The 16,214-nt window shown below is 60.1% G+C and carries 16 protein-coding genes and 1 riboswitch; of the genes, 9 read left to right on the forward strand and 7 right to left on the reverse strand.

Annotation, left to right across the window (positions count from 1 at the left end):
* The first annotated feature begins 42 nt into the window (after window positions 1-42).
* From dsrM to rnhA, 8 genes are all read left to right on the forward strand, one after another.
* Window positions 43-1,080 carry a sulfate reduction electron transfer complex DsrMKJOP subunit DsrM gene (gene dsrM / locus B149_RS0109675; RefSeq protein ID WP_018124989.1) on the forward strand — a complete coding sequence of 346 codons (1,038 nt, stop codon included), beginning with the start codon at window positions 43-45 and terminating at the stop codon, window positions 1,078-1,080.
* Between the two features lie 46 nt (window positions 1,081-1,126).
* A complete protein-coding gene (gene dsrK / locus B149_RS0109680; RefSeq protein WP_018124990.1) occupies window positions 1,127-2,767 on the forward strand; it encodes a sulfate reduction electron transfer complex DsrMKJOP subunit DsrK in 1,641 nt (546 codons plus the stop codon).
* Window positions 2,768-2,780: 13 nt separating this feature from the next.
* Window positions 2,781-3,167 carry a sulfate reduction electron transfer complex DsrMKJOP subunit DsrJ gene (gene dsrJ, locus B149_RS0109685; protein ID WP_018124991.1) on the forward strand — a complete coding sequence of 129 codons (387 nt, stop codon included), beginning with the start codon at window positions 2,781-2,783 and terminating at the stop codon, window positions 3,165-3,167.
* Window positions 3,167-3,952, forward strand: coding sequence for a sulfate reduction electron transfer complex DsrMKJOP subunit DsrO (dsrO, locus tag B149_RS0109690; protein ID WP_018124992.1), 786 nt, complete (start codon window positions 3,167-3,169; stop codon window positions 3,950-3,952). The genes dsrJ and dsrO overlap by 1 nt, the downstream gene beginning before the upstream one ends.
* 12 nt (window positions 3,953-3,964) lie before the next feature.
* Complete coding sequence (dsrP, locus tag B149_RS0109695) at window positions 3,965-5,191, forward strand: sulfate reduction electron transfer complex DsrMKJOP subunit DsrP (protein WP_018124993.1); 1,227 nt, start codon at window positions 3,965-3,967, stop codon at window positions 5,189-5,191.
* Between the two features lie 92 nt (window positions 5,192-5,283).
* Complete coding sequence (locus B149_RS0109700; RefSeq protein WP_018124994.1) at window positions 5,284-6,009, forward strand: substrate-binding periplasmic protein; 726 nt, start codon at window positions 5,284-5,286, stop codon at window positions 6,007-6,009.
* Between the two features lie 26 nt (window positions 6,010-6,035).
* Window positions 6,036-6,545: a hypothetical protein gene (locus tag B149_RS0109705; RefSeq protein WP_018124995.1), complete on the forward strand. Its 510-nt coding sequence runs from the start codon at window positions 6,036-6,038 to the stop codon at window positions 6,543-6,545.
* A complete protein-coding gene (rnhA, locus tag B149_RS0109710; RefSeq protein WP_018124996.1) occupies window positions 6,542-7,009 on the forward strand; it encodes a ribonuclease HI in 468 nt (155 codons plus the stop codon). Before B149_RS0109705 ends, rnhA begins: the two co-directional genes overlap by 4 nt.
* A gap of 6 nt (window positions 7,010-7,015) precedes the next feature.
* Here the strand turns inward: rnhA and B149_RS0109715 are convergent, their stop codons facing one another.
* Both B149_RS0109715 and B149_RS0109720 read right to left on the reverse strand, forming a co-directional pair.
* Complete coding sequence (locus B149_RS0109715) at window positions 7,016-8,023, reverse strand: glycosyltransferase family protein (protein ID WP_018124997.1); 1,008 nt, start codon at window positions 8,021-8,023, stop codon at window positions 7,016-7,018.
* The gene (locus B149_RS0109720; protein WP_018124998.1) at window positions 8,010-8,849 is read right to left on the reverse strand and encodes a WcbI family polysaccharide biosynthesis putative acetyltransferase; all 840 of its coding nucleotides are present in this window, start codon (window positions 8,847-8,849) and stop codon (window positions 8,010-8,012) included. The genes B149_RS0109715 and B149_RS0109720 overlap by 14 nt, the downstream gene beginning before the upstream one ends.
* A gap of 111 nt (window positions 8,850-8,960) precedes the next feature.
* Here B149_RS0109720 and cobT point away from each other — a divergent pair, with 111 nt between their 5' ends.
* Window positions 8,961-10,031 carry a nicotinate-nucleotide--dimethylbenzimidazole phosphoribosyltransferase gene (gene cobT / locus B149_RS0109725; RefSeq protein ID WP_018124999.1) on the forward strand — a complete coding sequence of 357 codons (1,071 nt, stop codon included), beginning with the start codon at window positions 8,961-8,963 and terminating at the stop codon, window positions 10,029-10,031.
* A gap of 178 nt (window positions 10,032-10,209) precedes the next feature.
* Here the strand turns inward: cobT and B149_RS0109730 are convergent, their stop codons facing one another.
* The 5 genes from B149_RS0109730 to thiC all read right to left on the reverse strand — a co-directional run bounded on the left by B149_RS0109730 (window position 10,210) and on the right by thiC (window position 15,231).
* Window positions 10,210-11,472 carry an iron-sulfur cluster carrier protein MrpORP gene (locus B149_RS0109730; protein ID WP_018125000.1) on the reverse strand — a complete coding sequence of 421 codons (1,263 nt, stop codon included), beginning with the start codon at window positions 11,470-11,472 and terminating at the stop codon, window positions 10,210-10,212.
* A gap of 97 nt (window positions 11,473-11,569) precedes the next feature.
* Window positions 11,570-11,929, reverse strand: coding sequence for a NifB/NifX family molybdenum-iron cluster-binding protein (locus B149_RS0109735; protein WP_018125001.1), 360 nt, complete (start codon window positions 11,927-11,929; stop codon window positions 11,570-11,572).
* A complete protein-coding gene (locus B149_RS18310; protein ID WP_083909202.1) occupies window positions 11,926-12,339 on the reverse strand; it encodes a NifB/NifX family molybdenum-iron cluster-binding protein in 414 nt (137 codons plus the stop codon). Before B149_RS18310 ends, B149_RS0109735 begins: the two co-directional genes overlap by 4 nt.
* 130 nt (window positions 12,340-12,469) lie before the next feature.
* Window positions 12,470-13,798 carry a sigma-54 interaction domain-containing protein gene (locus B149_RS0109740; RefSeq protein ID WP_018125002.1) on the reverse strand — a complete coding sequence of 443 codons (1,329 nt, stop codon included), beginning with the start codon at window positions 13,796-13,798 and terminating at the stop codon, window positions 12,470-12,472.
* A 149-nt stretch (window positions 13,799-13,947) separates the two neighbouring features.
* Window positions 13,948-15,231, reverse strand: a complete 1,284-nt coding sequence (gene thiC / locus B149_RS0109745; RefSeq protein WP_026167550.1) for a phosphomethylpyrimidine synthase ThiC — start codon at window positions 15,229-15,231, stop codon at window positions 13,948-13,950.
* Window positions 15,232-15,317: 86 nt separating this feature from the next.
* Window positions 15,318-15,422: riboswitch (TPP riboswitch) on the reverse strand.
* Window positions 15,423-16,214: the final 792 nt, after the last annotated feature.

Here is a 16,214-nt window from a genome sequence, read left to right on the forward strand (position 1 = left end):
GCGAATGTTCGCGGGACCAAAATGCAAGCGAGGTGACGGTAGATGAATGCTTTGTACTCACTCCTCTTCGTTTTTCTCCTGGTCTTCATCCCATTGTTTGGGGTGGGACTGGCACACCTGAATACGATATTCGGCGTGTGCATCCCGATGACGGCCTTCGTCATCTTCGTCCTGGGCTTTGCCTACAGGATAATCAAATGGGGTAAGAGCCCGGTGCCTTTCAGCATCCCCACCACCGGTGGGCAGCAGCGCTCCTTCGACCCCGAAACCTTTAAACAGAGCAAGTGGGACAACCCCACCAACGGGACGCAGACCGTTGTCCGCATGCTCCTGGAAGTGCTGACTTTCCGCAGCCTTTTCCGCAACAGCAAGGCTTCCCTGCACAAGGTGGGGGACGAGCCGGTGGTGGCCTACGCCTCCTCCAAGTGGCTGTGGCTCTTTGCCCTGCTGTTCCACTACAGCTTTCTGGTCATCGTGCTGCGGCACCTGCGCCTGTTCCTTGAGCCGATTCCGTTCTTCGTCAACGGTCTCGAATTCATGGACGGCATCCTGCAGATCGGCGCTCCGGTGCTGTACCAGTCCGACATGCTGATCATGGCCGGCCTGCTCTTCCTTCTTTTCCGCAGGCTCGCCGACTCCAGGCTGCGCTACATCTCCCTTGTCAACGACTACTTCCCGCTGCTGCTCATCATCGGCGTGGCTCTGTCGGGCATCTACATGCGCTACTACGCCAAGGTCGATGTCATCGCCATCAAGGAACTGACCATGGGACTGGCCACCTTCAACTTCCACATTCCCGAGAACATCGACGTGTCCTTCTACGTGCACGTGTTCCTCGTGAGCGTGCTGCTGGCCTACTTCCCGTTCAGCAAGCTGATGCACCTCGGCGGCGTGTTCCTGAGCCCGACCCGCAACATGCCCAACGACGCGCGCATCCGTCACCACGTGAACCCGTGGAACGATCCGAACATCAAGCCTCACTCCTACGAGGCCTATGAGAAGGACTTCGGTCCCATGATGGCTGAAGCCGGTCTGCCCCTGGACAATCCCGAGAACGCCAAGGGCGCGGACGAGGCTTAGGCCCCATCCGGACTGATAAGCAATTTAAACGACTGGAGAGAATAATATGGCTGTTCCCAAAGCTGAAGAACTCTTCAAGAGCATAGACTACACCCCGCCGGCGACCGGCTGGATGGAGACCCCGGTGGACTTCTCCCCCGGCAACTGGTGCTATCCGGCAAAGCCGGAGGTTCTGGAAAGCGTCAATTTCCCGAACCCGCGCATCTGGGCTCCGAACGAAGAGGACTGGAAGCTGCCGCCGAACTGGCGCGACATCGTCCACCAGGGGTTTGTCGAGCGTCTTGAAAAGTATCGTTCCCTGAAGCTTTTCATGGACATCTGTGTGCGTTGCGGCGCTTGTGCCGACAAGTGTCACTTCTTCATCGGATCCGGCGATCCCAAGAACATGCCGGTGCTCCGTGCCGAGCTGATGCGCTCCGTCTACCGCAAGGACTTCACCATGGCGGGCAAGATCCTGAGCAAGCTCACCGGATCCCGCGTCATGGAAGAAGACGTGCTCAAGGAGTGGTTCATCTACTTCTACCAGTGCACGGAATGTCGCCGCTGCTCCCTGTTCTGCCCCTACGGCATCGACACCGCCGAAGTGACCATGATGGCGCGCGAACTGCTGCACCTTTGCGGCATCGGCATCAACTGGATCATGGAGCCGGTCTCCAACTGTAACCGCACCGGTAACCACCTCGGCATCCAGCCCCACGCATTCGCCGACATCGTCGAATTCATGGTGGACGACATCGAGGAAGTCACCGGCGTTCGCGTCAAGGCCCCGCTCAACGAAAAGGGCCACGAGATCATCTTCATCACCCCCTCCGGTGACGTGTTCGCGGATCCGGGCATCTATACCTTCATGGGTTACCTGATGCTCTTCCACTACCTTGATCTCGACTACACCATGTCCACCTATGCATCCGAAGGCGGTAACTTCGGGCTCTTCACCTCTTCCGAGATGATGAAGAAGCTCAACGCCAAGATGTACGCCGAAGCCAACCGCCTCGGCGCCAAGTGGATTCTCGGCGGCGAATGCGGCCACATGTGGCGCGTGATCAACCAGTACATGGACACCATGAACGGCGACAATCAGGGTCCGCAGATGACGACCCCGAAAAACCCCGTCACCGGTACCGTGTTCAACAACGCCGCGGCCACCAAGATGGTGCACATCACGGAGTTCACCTCCGACCTGATCAAGCATAACAAGCTGAATCTGGATCCGACCCGCAACGATCATCTCCGGGTCACCTTCCACGATTCCTGCAACCCGTCCCGCGCCATGGGTCTGCTGGACGAGCCCCGCTACGTGATCAAGTCCGTGTGCAACAACTTCTTCGAAATGCCCCAGGGCACCATCCGCGAAGAAACGTTCTGCTGCGCCGGCGGTTCCGGCCTGAACACCGACGAGATCATGGAAATCCGCATGCGCGGCGGCCTGCCTCGCGGCAACGCCCTGCGCTACGTCCAGCAGAAGCACGACGTCAACATGATGGCCTGTATCTGCGCCATCGACCGTGCGACGCTGATACCCCTGGCTAACTACTGGGCGCCCGGAGTCGAGATCTGCGGAACGCACGAACTCGTGGGTAACGCGCTCGTCCTGCCCGGGGAAGAGCAGCGGACTATGGACCTCCGCCAGGAGCCGCTCCCCGGCTTCGAGGACGAGGAAGATGACTGGACTCCCCCGAACGCCTAGGAGGATGTGAGCAATGCATTACGGTGGAAAAATCATCATTGGCCTGCTCATCTTCGTCGGCCTGTTGCTTTCACCCTTCGCGTACAACGCGTTGACCGTGGAAGCGTCGTACAAGCAGCCGAAGCTGAAGCTCCCGGCCAAAGAGAAAGAATGTGTCGAATCCCTCGAGTTCATGCGCACCAAGCACATGGAGCTGCTGGATGAGTGGCGCGACTGGGCCCTGCGTGACGGCAAGCGCGTCTACGTGAACCACAAGGGCAAAGAGTTCGAAATCAGCCTGCAGAACACCTGCATGGACTGCCACAAGAACAAGGCCGAGTTCTGCGACAAGTGCCACGCCGACGCAGGCGTGTCGCCTTACTGCTGGGACTGCCACATCCAGCCGGAGGGCCTGAAATAATGAAACAGAACAGAAGAAAGTTCATCAAGTTCGCCGGTGTCGCGGCGGCCGCGCTCTGCACGGCCCCCGCGGTTGCCAAGGCTGCCGGTGGCGGCCACGCCGCACCGATCATGAAGAACCCGAAAGGGCTCGAAGCCGAACGCTGGGCCATGGTCATCGATACCACGAAGCTGAAGACCGAAAAGGACTTCGCTCCGCTCATCGAAGTGTGCCACAAGATCCACAACGTGCCGCAGATCGACTCCAATCAGGAAGTCAAGTGGCTCTGGACCGGCAGCTACGACGAAACCTTCGTGGAGCAGCCCAACCCGCACATGAACGAGGAACTCAAGGAGCGCTCCTACGCGCTTCTGTGCAACCACTGCGCTAACCCTCCGTGCGTGCGCGTGTGCCCGACCAAGGCGACCTTCAAGCGCCCCGACGGCATCGTGGCCATGGACTACCATCGCTGCATCGGCTGCCGCTACTGCATGGCCGGTTGCCCGTACGGCTCCCGCTCATTCAACTTCAGCGAACCTCGCGACCATTTCACCGAGGAAGAGCTGAAGAAGCTGAATCCCAAGTTCCCCACCCGCATGCGCGGCGTGGTGGAAAAGTGCAACTTCTGTGTCGAGCGTCTGGCTGTGGGTGAACGCCCCGCCTGCGTCGAGGCCAGCAAAGGCGCCATGTTCTTCGGCGATCTCAACGATCCCGAAAGCGAAGTGCGTCAGGTGTTGCGCGAGCGGTTCACCCTGCGTCGCAAACCTTCCGCCGGCACCGAGCCGAGCGTCTACTACATCATATAGGGGAGGACAGTAATGCTTGAAAGAGCTCTGAAAGGTTCCCCGAGGTACTACGGCTGGATCGGCTTCCTGCTTGTCATCATCGCCATCGGCGGTGCTGTCTGGATCAATCAGCTGATGGAAGGTCTCCAGATCACCGGCATGAGCCGTGACGTCTCCTGGGGCTTCTACATCTCCCAGTTCACCTACCTCGTCGGGCTCGCCGCATCCGGCGTCATGATCGTGCTGCCGTACTACTTCCACAAGTACAAACCGAACAAGCACATGGTCATCTTCGGCGAGTTCATGGCAATCGCGGCCTGTATCATGTGCCTGCTGTTCATCGTGGTCGACATTGGTCAGCCGCAGCGGATGCTCAACGTCATCTTCCACCCGACCCCGAACTCCATCCTGTTCTGGGACATGATCGTCATCAACGGTTACCTGTTCCTGAACATCCTTTGCGGTTGGGTCTGCCTGGAGCATGACCGTATGCGTCTTCCGCACCCCAAGTGGGTCAAGCCGTTCATCATCATCTCGATCGTATGGGCGTTCTCCATCCACACCGTCACCGCGTTCCTGTACCAGGGTCTGCCCGGTCGCCACTACTGGCTCACCGCCATTCTGGCCGCCCGCTTCCTGGCGAGCGCGTTCTGCTCCGGACCGGCCATCCTGCTGCTGGTCATGAAGCTTACGGAGAAGTTCACCAACTTCCAGATGCCGAAGAAGGCTCTGCATACCCTCACCACCATCATCACTTATGCGATGGTCGTGAACATGTTCTTCTTCCTGCTGGAAATCTTCACCGCATACTACTCCCAGCTGCCGGGACACACCCACTCCATCACCTACCTCTTCGCAGGTGAGCACGGACACCACGAGCTGGTTCCGTTCATGTGGACCTTCATCATTTTTGCCGCCGCTTCACTGGCTCTGCTGATTCCGCCGAAGCTGCGCAAAAACCAGAAGATCCTGCCGTGGGCGCTCGGCATCCTGATCATCGCCACCTGGCTCGACAAGGGCCTTGGCCTGCTCATCGGCGGTTTCAACCCGACTCCGTTCGGTACCATCACTCCCTACTGGCCCACCGGCAAGGAGCTGATGATTTCCGCCATGATCTATGCCGTAGGCGCACTGGTCGTGACCGTGCTCTTCAAGATCGCCACCAGCGTGAAGGAAGACATGGGCCACTCTCAGGCGCTGCCCTGCGGTTGCTCCACCGAGGACAAATGCGAATGCACTCCCGCGGAGGAAGCTGCATAACCTCGGCTACCGTCACCTATAAAAGGCCCGCTCCCAGGAGCGGGCCTTTTTTGTAGGCTTGCGTAAAGACGGTGTGAATTGTATCAAATTATATGGTTGCAAAATTCCTTATCGTATTAGGGCTATTGGCCCTTCTGCTGATGCCGGGGAATCTTTGTGCCGAGCAGACCGCCCTCAAAGTGGGGACGTCCATCAAGCCGCCTTACTCAACCCGTGACGAAGACGGTTTTCTCGACAGGTTGCTGAAGGAACTCTTCATCCGTGTCGGGACTCCATTCACGATAGTCCGCCAGCCAGCAGCACGGGCTTTGATGTCTGCCAATCAAGGGCTTGTGGACATGGAATTGCCTCGAATCATCGGAATTGAAAAGCAGTACCCCAACCTCGTCATGATTCCCGAGCCCGTGGTGGAGTATGCCTTTGTGGCATTTGCCAGAGAGGGGTGTCCTACCCGAATTGACTGGAATACTTTCAATCATCTTCCGGTGGGGCTTTTACGGGGGTGGAAGATCTACGAGCGCATCCTGCAGCCCGAGACAATGCATCGTTACGCCAACAAGCCGGAACAACTGCTTCGCATGTTGGTTCACAAGCGTGTTGACGTGGCTCTGTACGAGCGCAATGCCGGTCAATTCCTTCTGCGGAAGAACAACATTCACGCGCACGAGATGAAACCGCCATACAAGATGGTTCCAATGTATATTTACATCCATGAAACGCACCGGGATATGTTGCCGCTCCTGACGAAAACCTTGCGGGAAATCAAGGCGGACGGTACGTATGCACGGCTGGCGGCGGAAACGCTCAATGCGCCCTGAGCGCGCAAGGACCGGAGGAACAGGCAGTGCGACTTGAAATACCCAAGCCCAAGGGGCGTTCCAAGGCGGAGCGCATGATACGCACCATCGCGCTTCTTGGCGTAATTGCCGCGGTGGCCTGGGCCTTCATGCAGAACAACAAGAACGTGCTGGACCGCATCCAGACTCGGCAGGCCGTGAACGACCAGACCGAGACCCTGACCCAGACCGACATGGAATTCCTCAAGGGATTCATCACCAGTATGCGTGAGACCTATGGCGTCAACATGAAGGTCACCATCTACAAGGGGCAGGCACTGGTTCCGGAGGTTGGCCCCAAGACCATGTTCTTTGGCCTCGCTCCCGAAGCTGGGGAGGTCATACTGCGCTTCCCGCCGCTGTTGCGGGCTGCGTTGGGGGATGAGTTCACCGCCACACTCACTGACGATTTCATGCAATCATTCAAACGGGGCGACTGGCCGCGCGAACTCAAGATCGTGCTGACCATGATCTGGTCGCGGCTGAGCGCCCTTGAGTCCCAACAAGGAAATTCATGACCCGGGTGACCATATTCACCGACGGCTCCTGTCTCGGCAATCCGGGACGGGGCGGATACGGTGCCGTGCTCAAGTACGGCGACACGACCAAGGAACTTTCTCAGGGCTACAGGCTGACCACCAACAACCGCATGGAACTGCTTGCGGTCATCGAGAGTCTGGAAAGCCTTACCCGGGCCTGCGAAGTGGAGCTGTATACCGACTCCAAATACGTGCAGCAGGCCATCACCAAGAAGTGGCTCGCCAACTGGCAGAGAAACGGCTGGAAAACGGCCGCGAAAAAGCCGGTAAAGAATCAGGACATGTGGCGGCGTCTCATGCCGCTTCTGGAAAAGCACTCCGTGGACTTCCGCTGGGTCAAGGGCCACAGCGGGCACCCGGAGAACGAGCGCTGCGACGAACTGGCGAGAAACGCCGCTTCCGGACGCGACCTCCTCGAAGACCCCGAATACAAGAAATCCTGATCTCGTTCAGGACCTTACCGGAGCACTCCGGCCGGCGGCGAGGTAGCGGGCACCCAGCTCGCTGCCGCGCTCCGCTTGTGCCCAGTGCAGATAGACGAGCCTGAGAAACCGCTCGTGGATGGCCGGTACTTCTCGGAGTCTTTGCTGAACCGGGGAGTCCGCGAGTGCTTTTCGGACAGTCTTGGCAAGCTGCTCGGCCCGGTGGCTCCTGCGGTGTCGTGCGTCGATTGCCGCCAGCCCCTCGCGGCGTGCCGTACGCATCCGCTCCGGGTGCGTGAGCAGTTCTCTGGCCTTTTCAGCGGCCGCTTCCGGGGCGTTCAGGGGATAGGTGAAAAGGTGCCTGCCGTCCTCGAACAACTCGCTTTGTCCGTGTCCCACCTCCGGTGTCAGGAGGCATGCTCCTGTGGCCAGCGCCTCGAAGACACGAAAATTAAGGTCGCCGCGCTCGGCGATGTTCAGCACGATCTCTGCCTGCGGGAAGAGCGTTTCGAACTGGCCGCTGCGAACCTCAAGCTCCGGCATCAGCTTTTTTATCCTGTCCAGAAAGACCTTGCGTTCCGGCGTGGTCTCAGGATCGACCGTGCCCGCGAACAACAGCGGCCACAGACGTTCCGGCTGCTCGACTGGCGGGTGCTCGTCGCGAATGGGGTAGGGCGGCAGCCAGAAGACGGCCCGCTCGTCCAGACGCAGTCGAAAGCGTGACATGTGGTCGCGAAGACTCACGGCGCAGAGGTCGAACCCCTGCGCGTAAAGCGGGTACCACTCGTGAATGTGCGAGTCGATGCAGTAGAAGACGCTGAGGCAAGGGAAGGATTCGATGCCAACGAGCGGCGGCGGTAGTGAGCGGTCGGTGTAGATGACCACTTCCGGTTCGCAGTCCGCGGCCTCGCAGAGTTCATCCCAATTCAGCGCTCTGGGACCGGAGAAGTTGACGGTGCGCACGTCGAAGCCCTGTCGGGCGAAGTCATCGCGGAAATAGATGCCGCCGACCCATGCGACTTTAGGCTTGCTCATTGGCGGCCCTCGCTCGCAGGTAGGAGATGAAATCGTCGATGCCGTTTCGGCGGCAGTCGATGTAATGGGCCACGTAGCGCGCAAAAGTCATTTTCTGCCCGTAGACCTCGTAAAGCGTTTCCGCATTGGTGAAGGCCAGTCCAAAGTGCTCGGCCACGAGCGGATGAATCGGCTGCTGGAATTCGGGGAACGGGTCGCCGCACTGGTCCAGTGCCGCTTCGGTGGGGCGTGCCATTGCAAGGTGATCCAGAATGCCGCAGGCCGAAATATCCATGAGTTCGGCTCCGGGATGGTTCACGGTGTTGAACAGCCGCCTTGTGCGCCAGTGTTCGCGGATGTGGCCGAGGTATTTGATCGGCGTCACTGCTTCGCGAGCTTGCTCACGGCGAAAAGTTTCTTCGAGCAGGTCGTTGAGGCCGAAGTGCTTGGCGGGATGCGAGCGCAGGTACAGAGTGAGAATCTGTTCGTCCGGGATGCCCGCGTCAAGCAGTTGGTCGAGCCGCCTGTCGCGGTAGTCGAATCCCGGCGCGCCGGACCACATGGGCCAGTATCCCAGGAAGAACATGTTCGGGATGCACAGGCTCCGTGCGTTGTCGGCCAGCCGCTTCAGGAGGGTCTGCGACGCCAGCGGCCCCCACTGGTCTCCCAGATATTGATAGAGGAACAGGGAAGCGTGTTCCAGCAACCCGTCGGGCATGGGCTCGCGGGTGTAATTGGTGACGATCCGCGTCTCGAAGCGTTGCGCGAAATCCGGGCTGCGGTTCAGCCGTTTCAGTAGCGGTTCGCCCTGACAGTTGGCGTGTATGACGCAGAGTTCCTTGCCCATTCTTGCTCCCTCGGCATGAGATAGCACCAACGGGGGGCGGTCGCAACTTCCCGGCATGTTTGCAATCCGAAAAGTACGGGTGTAAAAGCCTGAGCCACAAGGAGAAGGAATATGGAACGCAAGCTCGAAGCTGTCGCTGAGGCTGTCCGGCCTCTTGATGCGGCATTGGGAGTCGCGGCACAGGCCCGGCTGGACGATCTGACCAAACCCAAGGGAAGTCTCGGACGTCTGGAGGACTTTGCCAGACGCATATATATGATTCAGGAAGGCCCGGACGCCGTGAAGGCGGACCCCGCCAGAATTTATACGATAGCCGGAGACCATGGGGTAACCGCGGAGGGCGTCAGCCTGTTTCCGCAGGAAGTCACCCGTCAGATGGTGGCGAATTTCCTGAACGGCGGTGCCGGAATCAACGTGCTGGCCCGGACCGTCGGAGCCGAGCTGTACGTTGTGGACGCCGGTTCGTGCGGTGGTGAATACGAGGCGCACCCCAATCTGATTCAGGCCAAGGTCGCGCCGGGAACCGCCAGTCTCGCCGAAGGTCCGGCCATGACGAGGGAGCAGTGTCTCGAAGCGCTGTTGCTGGGCGTCAGGCTGGCTGACGAAGCGCATGTGGCAGGAATCCGCACGCTTGGCACCGGTGACATGGGCATTTCCAATACCACGCCGTCCACCGCCCTTTACTGCGCCTATCTGGGCTTTGACCCCGAGGAAATCACGGGGCCGGGAACCGGACTTGACCGGGAAGGTGTCCGCAACAAGATCAACGTCATCCGCAGGGGGCTTGAAGCCAATCGAAAGATCGTGGAATCCGGCGATCCGCTGGCCGTGCTCGCCGCGCTTGGCGGGTTCGAGATTGCCGCGCTGGCCGGGTTGATCCTCGGTGGGGCCCGCAACCGTCAGGTGGTGTGCGTGGACGGCTTCATATCCACGGCGGCGTACTGCGCTGCGCGGGCCATCTGTCCGCTGGTCTCGGAGTATTGCTTTGTCAGTCATGCATCCGCGGAGCCGGGACACGAGGCCGTCACCGCCAAGCTGGAGCAGGAACCGCTGCTGCATCTCGGCTTCCGCCTCGGCGAAGGAACCGGCGCTGCCTGCGCACTCTTTCTGTTGCGCTCCGCGTGCGACATATTTAACGAAATGGCAACGTTCAGCGAGGCCGGGGTAGATTCCGGAGCCTAGCCGAAACATATTCGATACAGCGAAGGCCCCCGCATTGTCCGATGCGGGGGCCTTCTTCTGTCCAGCCTCGGTCTCCGTCGGGAGACCCGGGGTGAGAGGAGGTGTCGGTAGCACGGCCCGCCGGGGCCGCGGTATTGTCAACCGCCTGCGCCGCTGTGGCGCCCGGAGGCTGGGCCTCCTAGTGATCGCAGGCGTTGTCGCCGGTGACCAGTGCTCCGGCCATGAACTTGTTCACCAGTTCATCCGGATTTTCCGCGGGGCAGCCCGTGACGACGCGCACTCCGGCATCGGTGAACAGGGTCTGCGCCTTGGCGCCCATGCCGCCTGCCAGCACGAGATTGGCCTTCTGTTCGGCCACCCAGCGCGGGATGACGCCGGGTTCGTGCGGGGGCGGTGTCTCCATGGTGGTGGAGATGATACTGCCGGTGTGAGCATCGACGTCCACCATGGCGAACTGCTCGCAATGGCCAAAGTGCTGGGCGAGCCTGCCCGCAGCCACGGGAATGGCGATGCGGATGCGACCGTGCTCGTCGCGCAGCTCTTCAACCTTGGGCAGCTGGCTGTTTTCCTGAAGACTGTCGCCCAGGTCGAGCATGGGCTTGATGATGCTGTTCATTGCCTGCGCGGTGGGAGAATCGTGGTCCACCTTGAGCAGGGGGTATCCTTCGTCGGCGGAGCGGCCCACTTCGGGATCGAGGGGAATGCGCCCGAGGAACTGGATGCCCATTTCCTTGGAGAGTTCCTCGCCGCCGCCGGAATTGAAGATGTTGTGCACGCTGCCGCAGTCGGGGCAGGCGAATCCGCTCATGTTCTCCACCAGTCCGAGGATGGGGTTGCCCACCTGGCGGGCGAAGGTCACGGAACGTCGAACGTCGTCCACGGCCACGCCCTGCGGGGTGGTCACGATGACGGCGTTGGCGTCGCGGCCAAGCGTCTGCAGGGCGGAGAGCGGCTCGTCGCCGGTGCCCGGAGGGCAATCCACGATGAGGTAGTCGAGGTCGCCCCAGGCCACGTCCTGCACGAACTGCTTGATCAGGCCGATCTTCACCGGGCCGCGCCAGATGACGGCGTCAGCCTTGCTGGGCAGCATGAACCCGAGGGACATGACCCAGAGATTCTTGGTCCAGGAGATGGGCTCGATGACCTGATCGCCGATGTGGGGCTGCTGCCCTTCGAGCGAAAGCAGGCGGGGAATGCTGGGGCCGTGGACGTCAACGTCCAGCAGGCCGACTTTCTTGCCCGCCAGCGACAGGGCCACGGCGATGTTGGTGGCGACGGTGGATTTGCCCACGCCGCCTTTGCCGGACATGACGACTATCTTATGCTTGATGCGCGAGAGGGTGGTCTTGAGTTTGAGATCTTCGGGACCTTCGGCGCATCCGCCGGAGGAGCAGCCGCCGCCAGCGGTGGCGGAACTGCAGCTGTTGCAGGCTTCACTCATTGTGGTTCTCCTGAGGTATGTATTTCCGAATACGCTGTTCGGAATTCTTCACATAGACATTCGTGGGCGGATGTCAACGCGTCGAGGTGCCGTGCGGCTACCAGTGGCCGTCCTTGTCCGGGCCGTCCACGGGCTTGATGGAGCCTTCGTTGAAGGCCTGAACCGCATCGCCCACGCAGCCTTCGGTGGCGAGGCATATCTTGATGCCCGCGTGATCCAGCGCACGGAAGGCCTTGGGACCCACATGGCCGGTGATGACGACCTGAGCGCCCGTGTCCGCCACGTTCTGGGCGGACTGGATGCCGGCGCCCTGAGCCGCATTGAGGTTCTGGGTGTTGTCCACATACTCGTTAACGCCGCTGTCCGTGTCGTAGACCACGAATCCGGCCGCGCGGCCGAAGCGGGAGTCGAGGGCGCTTTCCAGGCCGGGCCCGGAACTGCTGATGGCTATCTTCATGACTGGTTCCTCCTTCCTTTGCCCGCTCGGGAGCGGCCCCGGCACATGGCCGTTCCGGGCCTGTTGCGGCATCCGGGCAGGGCAAGGTTATGCAGTGTGTCGTTGCGGAAGGCATCCAGAACCTCCTCGACGCTCCCTCTATGCCAGGAGAGGACGTCAACCCCGGAAGCGTCGAGAAGGTTTCTGGTGCGACCGCACATGGCTCCGCAGAGCAGATGCGTCACCCCGCAGGCCAAAATGGCGGATGTCCTGTCCGTTGGGTCCTTTGAGGGAAGGGATAAATGGCCTGCGGGGCTATATGTACCGTTCTCCGCCGTGAAGAGGCGCAACTCGGGCGCGTTTTCAAAGACCGACGCGAGCCGGTCGCCGTAACAGGCAAGGCAGAGAAGCTTGGTTTCCTTTTCACTCACGCTGCTGCATGAGCATAGGCTGTGCCATGTTTTAAATGTTCGTTATTTTAAGTATTTGTGTGGTTTCGCAAAAAGGGATGAGGCGAAAATGATGCCTCGACGGGCAGGGATGGGCGAACTCTGCGCCCGGTCAGTCCGCGTTGTCGCAACGGGCGAGCATGCGGCGCAGGGTATCCTTTGAAATGTCCAGCTCGCGACATGTGACCATGCGCTTGCCCCCGTTCCGTTCCAGCGCGGCCTTGACCGCCATGCACTTGATCTCCTCAAGCGTTCCCATGGGCATGGTGCCGGAGGGCGTCTTTTCTTCGGGACGAAGGTGTTCCGGAAGGTGCTCGACCTGAATGAAGCCGGATGAACAGAGGATGAAAGCGAACTCCATGATATTTTCCAGCTCGCGCACGTTCCCGGGAAACTCGTGGCGCATGAGGATGCTCATGACGTCTTCCGAAAGCCCCTCGACGTTTTTGCCCTGCACCGCGTTGAAGTGCTTCACGAAGTGGTCGGCGAGCAGGGGGATGTCCGCGCGGCGCTCCCGAAGTGGCGGCAGGCGCAGCGTGACCACGTTCAGCCGGTAGAACAGGTCCTGCCGAAATCCTCCCTCCTTGACCAGCAGGTCGAGGTCGCGGTTGGTGGCGGCGATGACGCGGGCGTCGGAGCTTACCGGTGTGACGCCGCCCAGCGGTTCGAAGGTCTTCTCCTGCAGCACGCGCAGCAGTTTGACCTGAAGCTTGCCGGGCATGTCGCCCACTTCGTCCAGAAAGATGGTGCCGCCGCGTGCGGTCTCGAAACGGCCGGGCTTGTCGCGTCGGGCATCCGTGAAGGCGCCCGCCTTGTAGCCGAACAGTTCGGATTCAAGCAGCGTCTCGGGCAGTGCGCCGCAGTTCACTGGGACGAAAGGGCCTTCCTTGCGGCCGCTGAGCTGGTGGATGGCCTGTGCGAAAAGCTCCTTGCCGGTGCCGGATTCGCCAAGCAGCAGCACGGTGGATTCGCTTCTGGCGATCTGCGGCAGGATGCCGAAGATGCGGTCCAGCGCTTCGCTCTTGCCCACGATGCTTTCAAAGGAATAGGACTCGCGCATTTCACGCCGGATGGCGTGGATCTCCGTCAGATCCCGGAAGGTCTCAACCCCGCCGATGACCTCACCTTCGGCGTTGCGGAGCGGGGCAGCCGAAATGGAAACCGGCCGTTTCTCCCCGTCGGGGCGGATGATGAAGATGGACTTGTTGGTGATCCTTCCGCCATGAGCAAGGCACGATTCAAGAGCGCAGTCCCCGTCGCAGAGGCTTGAGTGGAGAACATCCCAGCACTTGTTGCCCATTGCCTCTGCGGCGGGAACGCCCGTTATGCGTTCGGCGGCCTCGTTGAAGTAGGTGATGTTCCAGTCGGCATCCACCGTGAAGAGGCCGTCGGCGATGGACGAAAATACGTCCTCAAGCGGGAGGTCTTTGGGAAACGGCATGGGCGAGATATAAGCCCTAAAATGTCCTATGTGAAGTGCGGAAATATGCTTTTTTTACGTTTTGCTGGAATAATTCAGGGAGCCGTCCGTGGACGACTCCCTGCCGAAGTGCCGATGAAAGACCGTTTCAGGAGAAACGGGGGTGAAGGCTATGAGCCGAGGTGTTCCTTGAGCTGTTTCACCGCGCAGAACTTGCCGCACATGGTGCACACGTCCTCGTCCTCGGGGCTGCGGCTGTCGCGGATCCTGCGGGCAGTGACCGGATCAAGGCAAAGGCGGTACATGCCTTCCCAGTCCATGTCCGCACGGGCCTTGGCCATTTCACGATCGCGCTGCACCGCCTGCTCATTGCCGCGCGCTATATCCGCCGCGTGGGCAGCGATGCGCGTGACGGCCACGCCTTCGTACACATCGTCCGGACCGGGCAGGGCGAGGTGCTCGCTCGGCGTAACGTAGCAAAGGAAGTCAGCGCCGGACCACGCGGCAATCGCCCCGCCGATGGCGCAGGCCACATGGTCTCGCCCTGCAGCCACGTCCGTGACCAGCGGTCCCAGTACATAGAAGGGAGCATTGTGGCAAAGCCGTTTCTGAAGCTCCATGTTGGCGCGGATCTGGTTCATGGGTACATGCCCGGGCCCCTCAATGATGATCTGCACGCCCGCATCCCACGCCTGTTGTGTCTGCTCGCCAAGGGTGATCAGTTCATGAATCTGCGTCCGGTCCGTCGCATCCGCAAGGCAGCCAGGCCGACACGCGTCGCCCAGACTCAGGGTGACGTCGTACTCACGAGCGATTTCCAGAACCCTGTCGAAATGCGTATACAACGGATTCTCCGCCCCGTTCGCCACCATCCAGCAAGCAAGGAACGACCCGCCGCGGCTGACGATGTCCAGAATACGCCCTTCCTTCTTCATGCGCTCCAAAGCACCCAGCGTGAACCCGGTGTGCAACGTCATGAAATCCACACCTTCGCGAGCCTGATCCTCAACCACTCGAAGCAGGTCGTCGATGGTCATGTCAACGATGCCGCCGCCACGAGCCGTCACGTCCGCAGCAGCCTGATAGATGGGAACCGTCCCCACCGGAACAGGACAGTGTTCCAGCGTCTGCCTCCGCAGGTTGCCCAGCTCACCGGCGATGGAAAGGTCCATCACCGCGTCAGCACCTGCATCCAGCGCCGCACGAAGCTTCAACAGCTCCTGGTCCGGATCCTCATGGTCCGGGCTCGCGCCGATGTTTGCGTTCACCTTGACGCTCAACCCCTCGCCCACGCCACGTAACTCACTCTTCTCATGCAACGGATTATGCGAAATACTCACCCGCCCCGCAGCCATAGAACGCCGAAGCGCCTCCACATCCAATCCCTCCCGCTCGGCAACAAACGCCAAAGCGTCCGAGACCTTACCGGAACGGGCAATCTCCAGTTGTGTCATGAAATACTCCCAATTCTTCAGGTTCAAAGAAATGGGCGGAAAAAAGGCAAAAAAAATTCCACCCGCAGGTGGAACACAGAAGGAATGCGCTTCGCAATGCCGTTTCCTCCGCCGGTACAAGCCGGGTCAGGTTCCAAGGGTTGTCGATCATGCGACTCTCAGCCCACAACAGGGCACCCCTACGGTCAAAAAAGAACCTAGCAAGAGTTGATTCGCCAATCAATGCTTTTTACAAATTGGAAGAGGAATGCGTCCGCCTTTGCCTCCGGCGGGCAGGGGCGCTGCCCCTGCACCCCGCCAAAGGGGCGGGCCCCCTTTGGAATCCCTGGGTTGTCAGCGGGGTTGCAGCTGCCGGGTTCATGCGACCGCATAACTCGCATCCCAGCTGCAACCCCGTTGACGGAAATTTTGGGGTCTGTGCGTCTTGGCTGACGAACTCGATTAACCAAACGACATCTCAAGGGACTCTCGCGGCGCACACGCTCACCAATACTCTCAAGAAAGCAGCTACTCCCGCCAACCAAGTACCGCAGCAATGCCGATCGAGGCATAGAGGCTCTTTTGACCGGTCACGCAGGTCAGGGTGGTGTTTGTTAGCCACAAACGTTTCACCCGGAGCAGTGACCGCGTCATAGAGCCTCTCGCCGAGAACGGCGGCTCACCCCCAACAGCGCAGTTTTTGCCTTCTTTTTTCTGCGCAAGCAAAAAAGAAGGTCGGCCAACAGGCCGAAACCTGCAACTGGTGCGCCTCAAGGCCCTTCTCTCTGGCCGAAAAAACCGACATCACCATTCTGGCCGTCTGCTGCTCCGAAAAACCTCTGGAAGGTAGTATTTTTCAAGAAAAAAGCACCAATCAGGCTGGTTTTATAGCTGATGGGTCACTAGCGCTTCGCCGTCATTCGAGAATGCCGCGAACTGTTCAAGGCGGCATGTTTTACCTGCCATTGCCTGGGGTTATGGATGAGCATTGATGTTTCAAGGGG

It is taken from the genome of Desulfovibrio oxyclinae DSM 11498 (assembly GCF_000375485.1).
In the GTDB taxonomy this organism is placed as follows: domain Bacteria; phylum Desulfobacterota; class Desulfovibrionia; order Desulfovibrionales; family Desulfovibrionaceae; genus Pseudodesulfovibrio; species Pseudodesulfovibrio oxyclinae.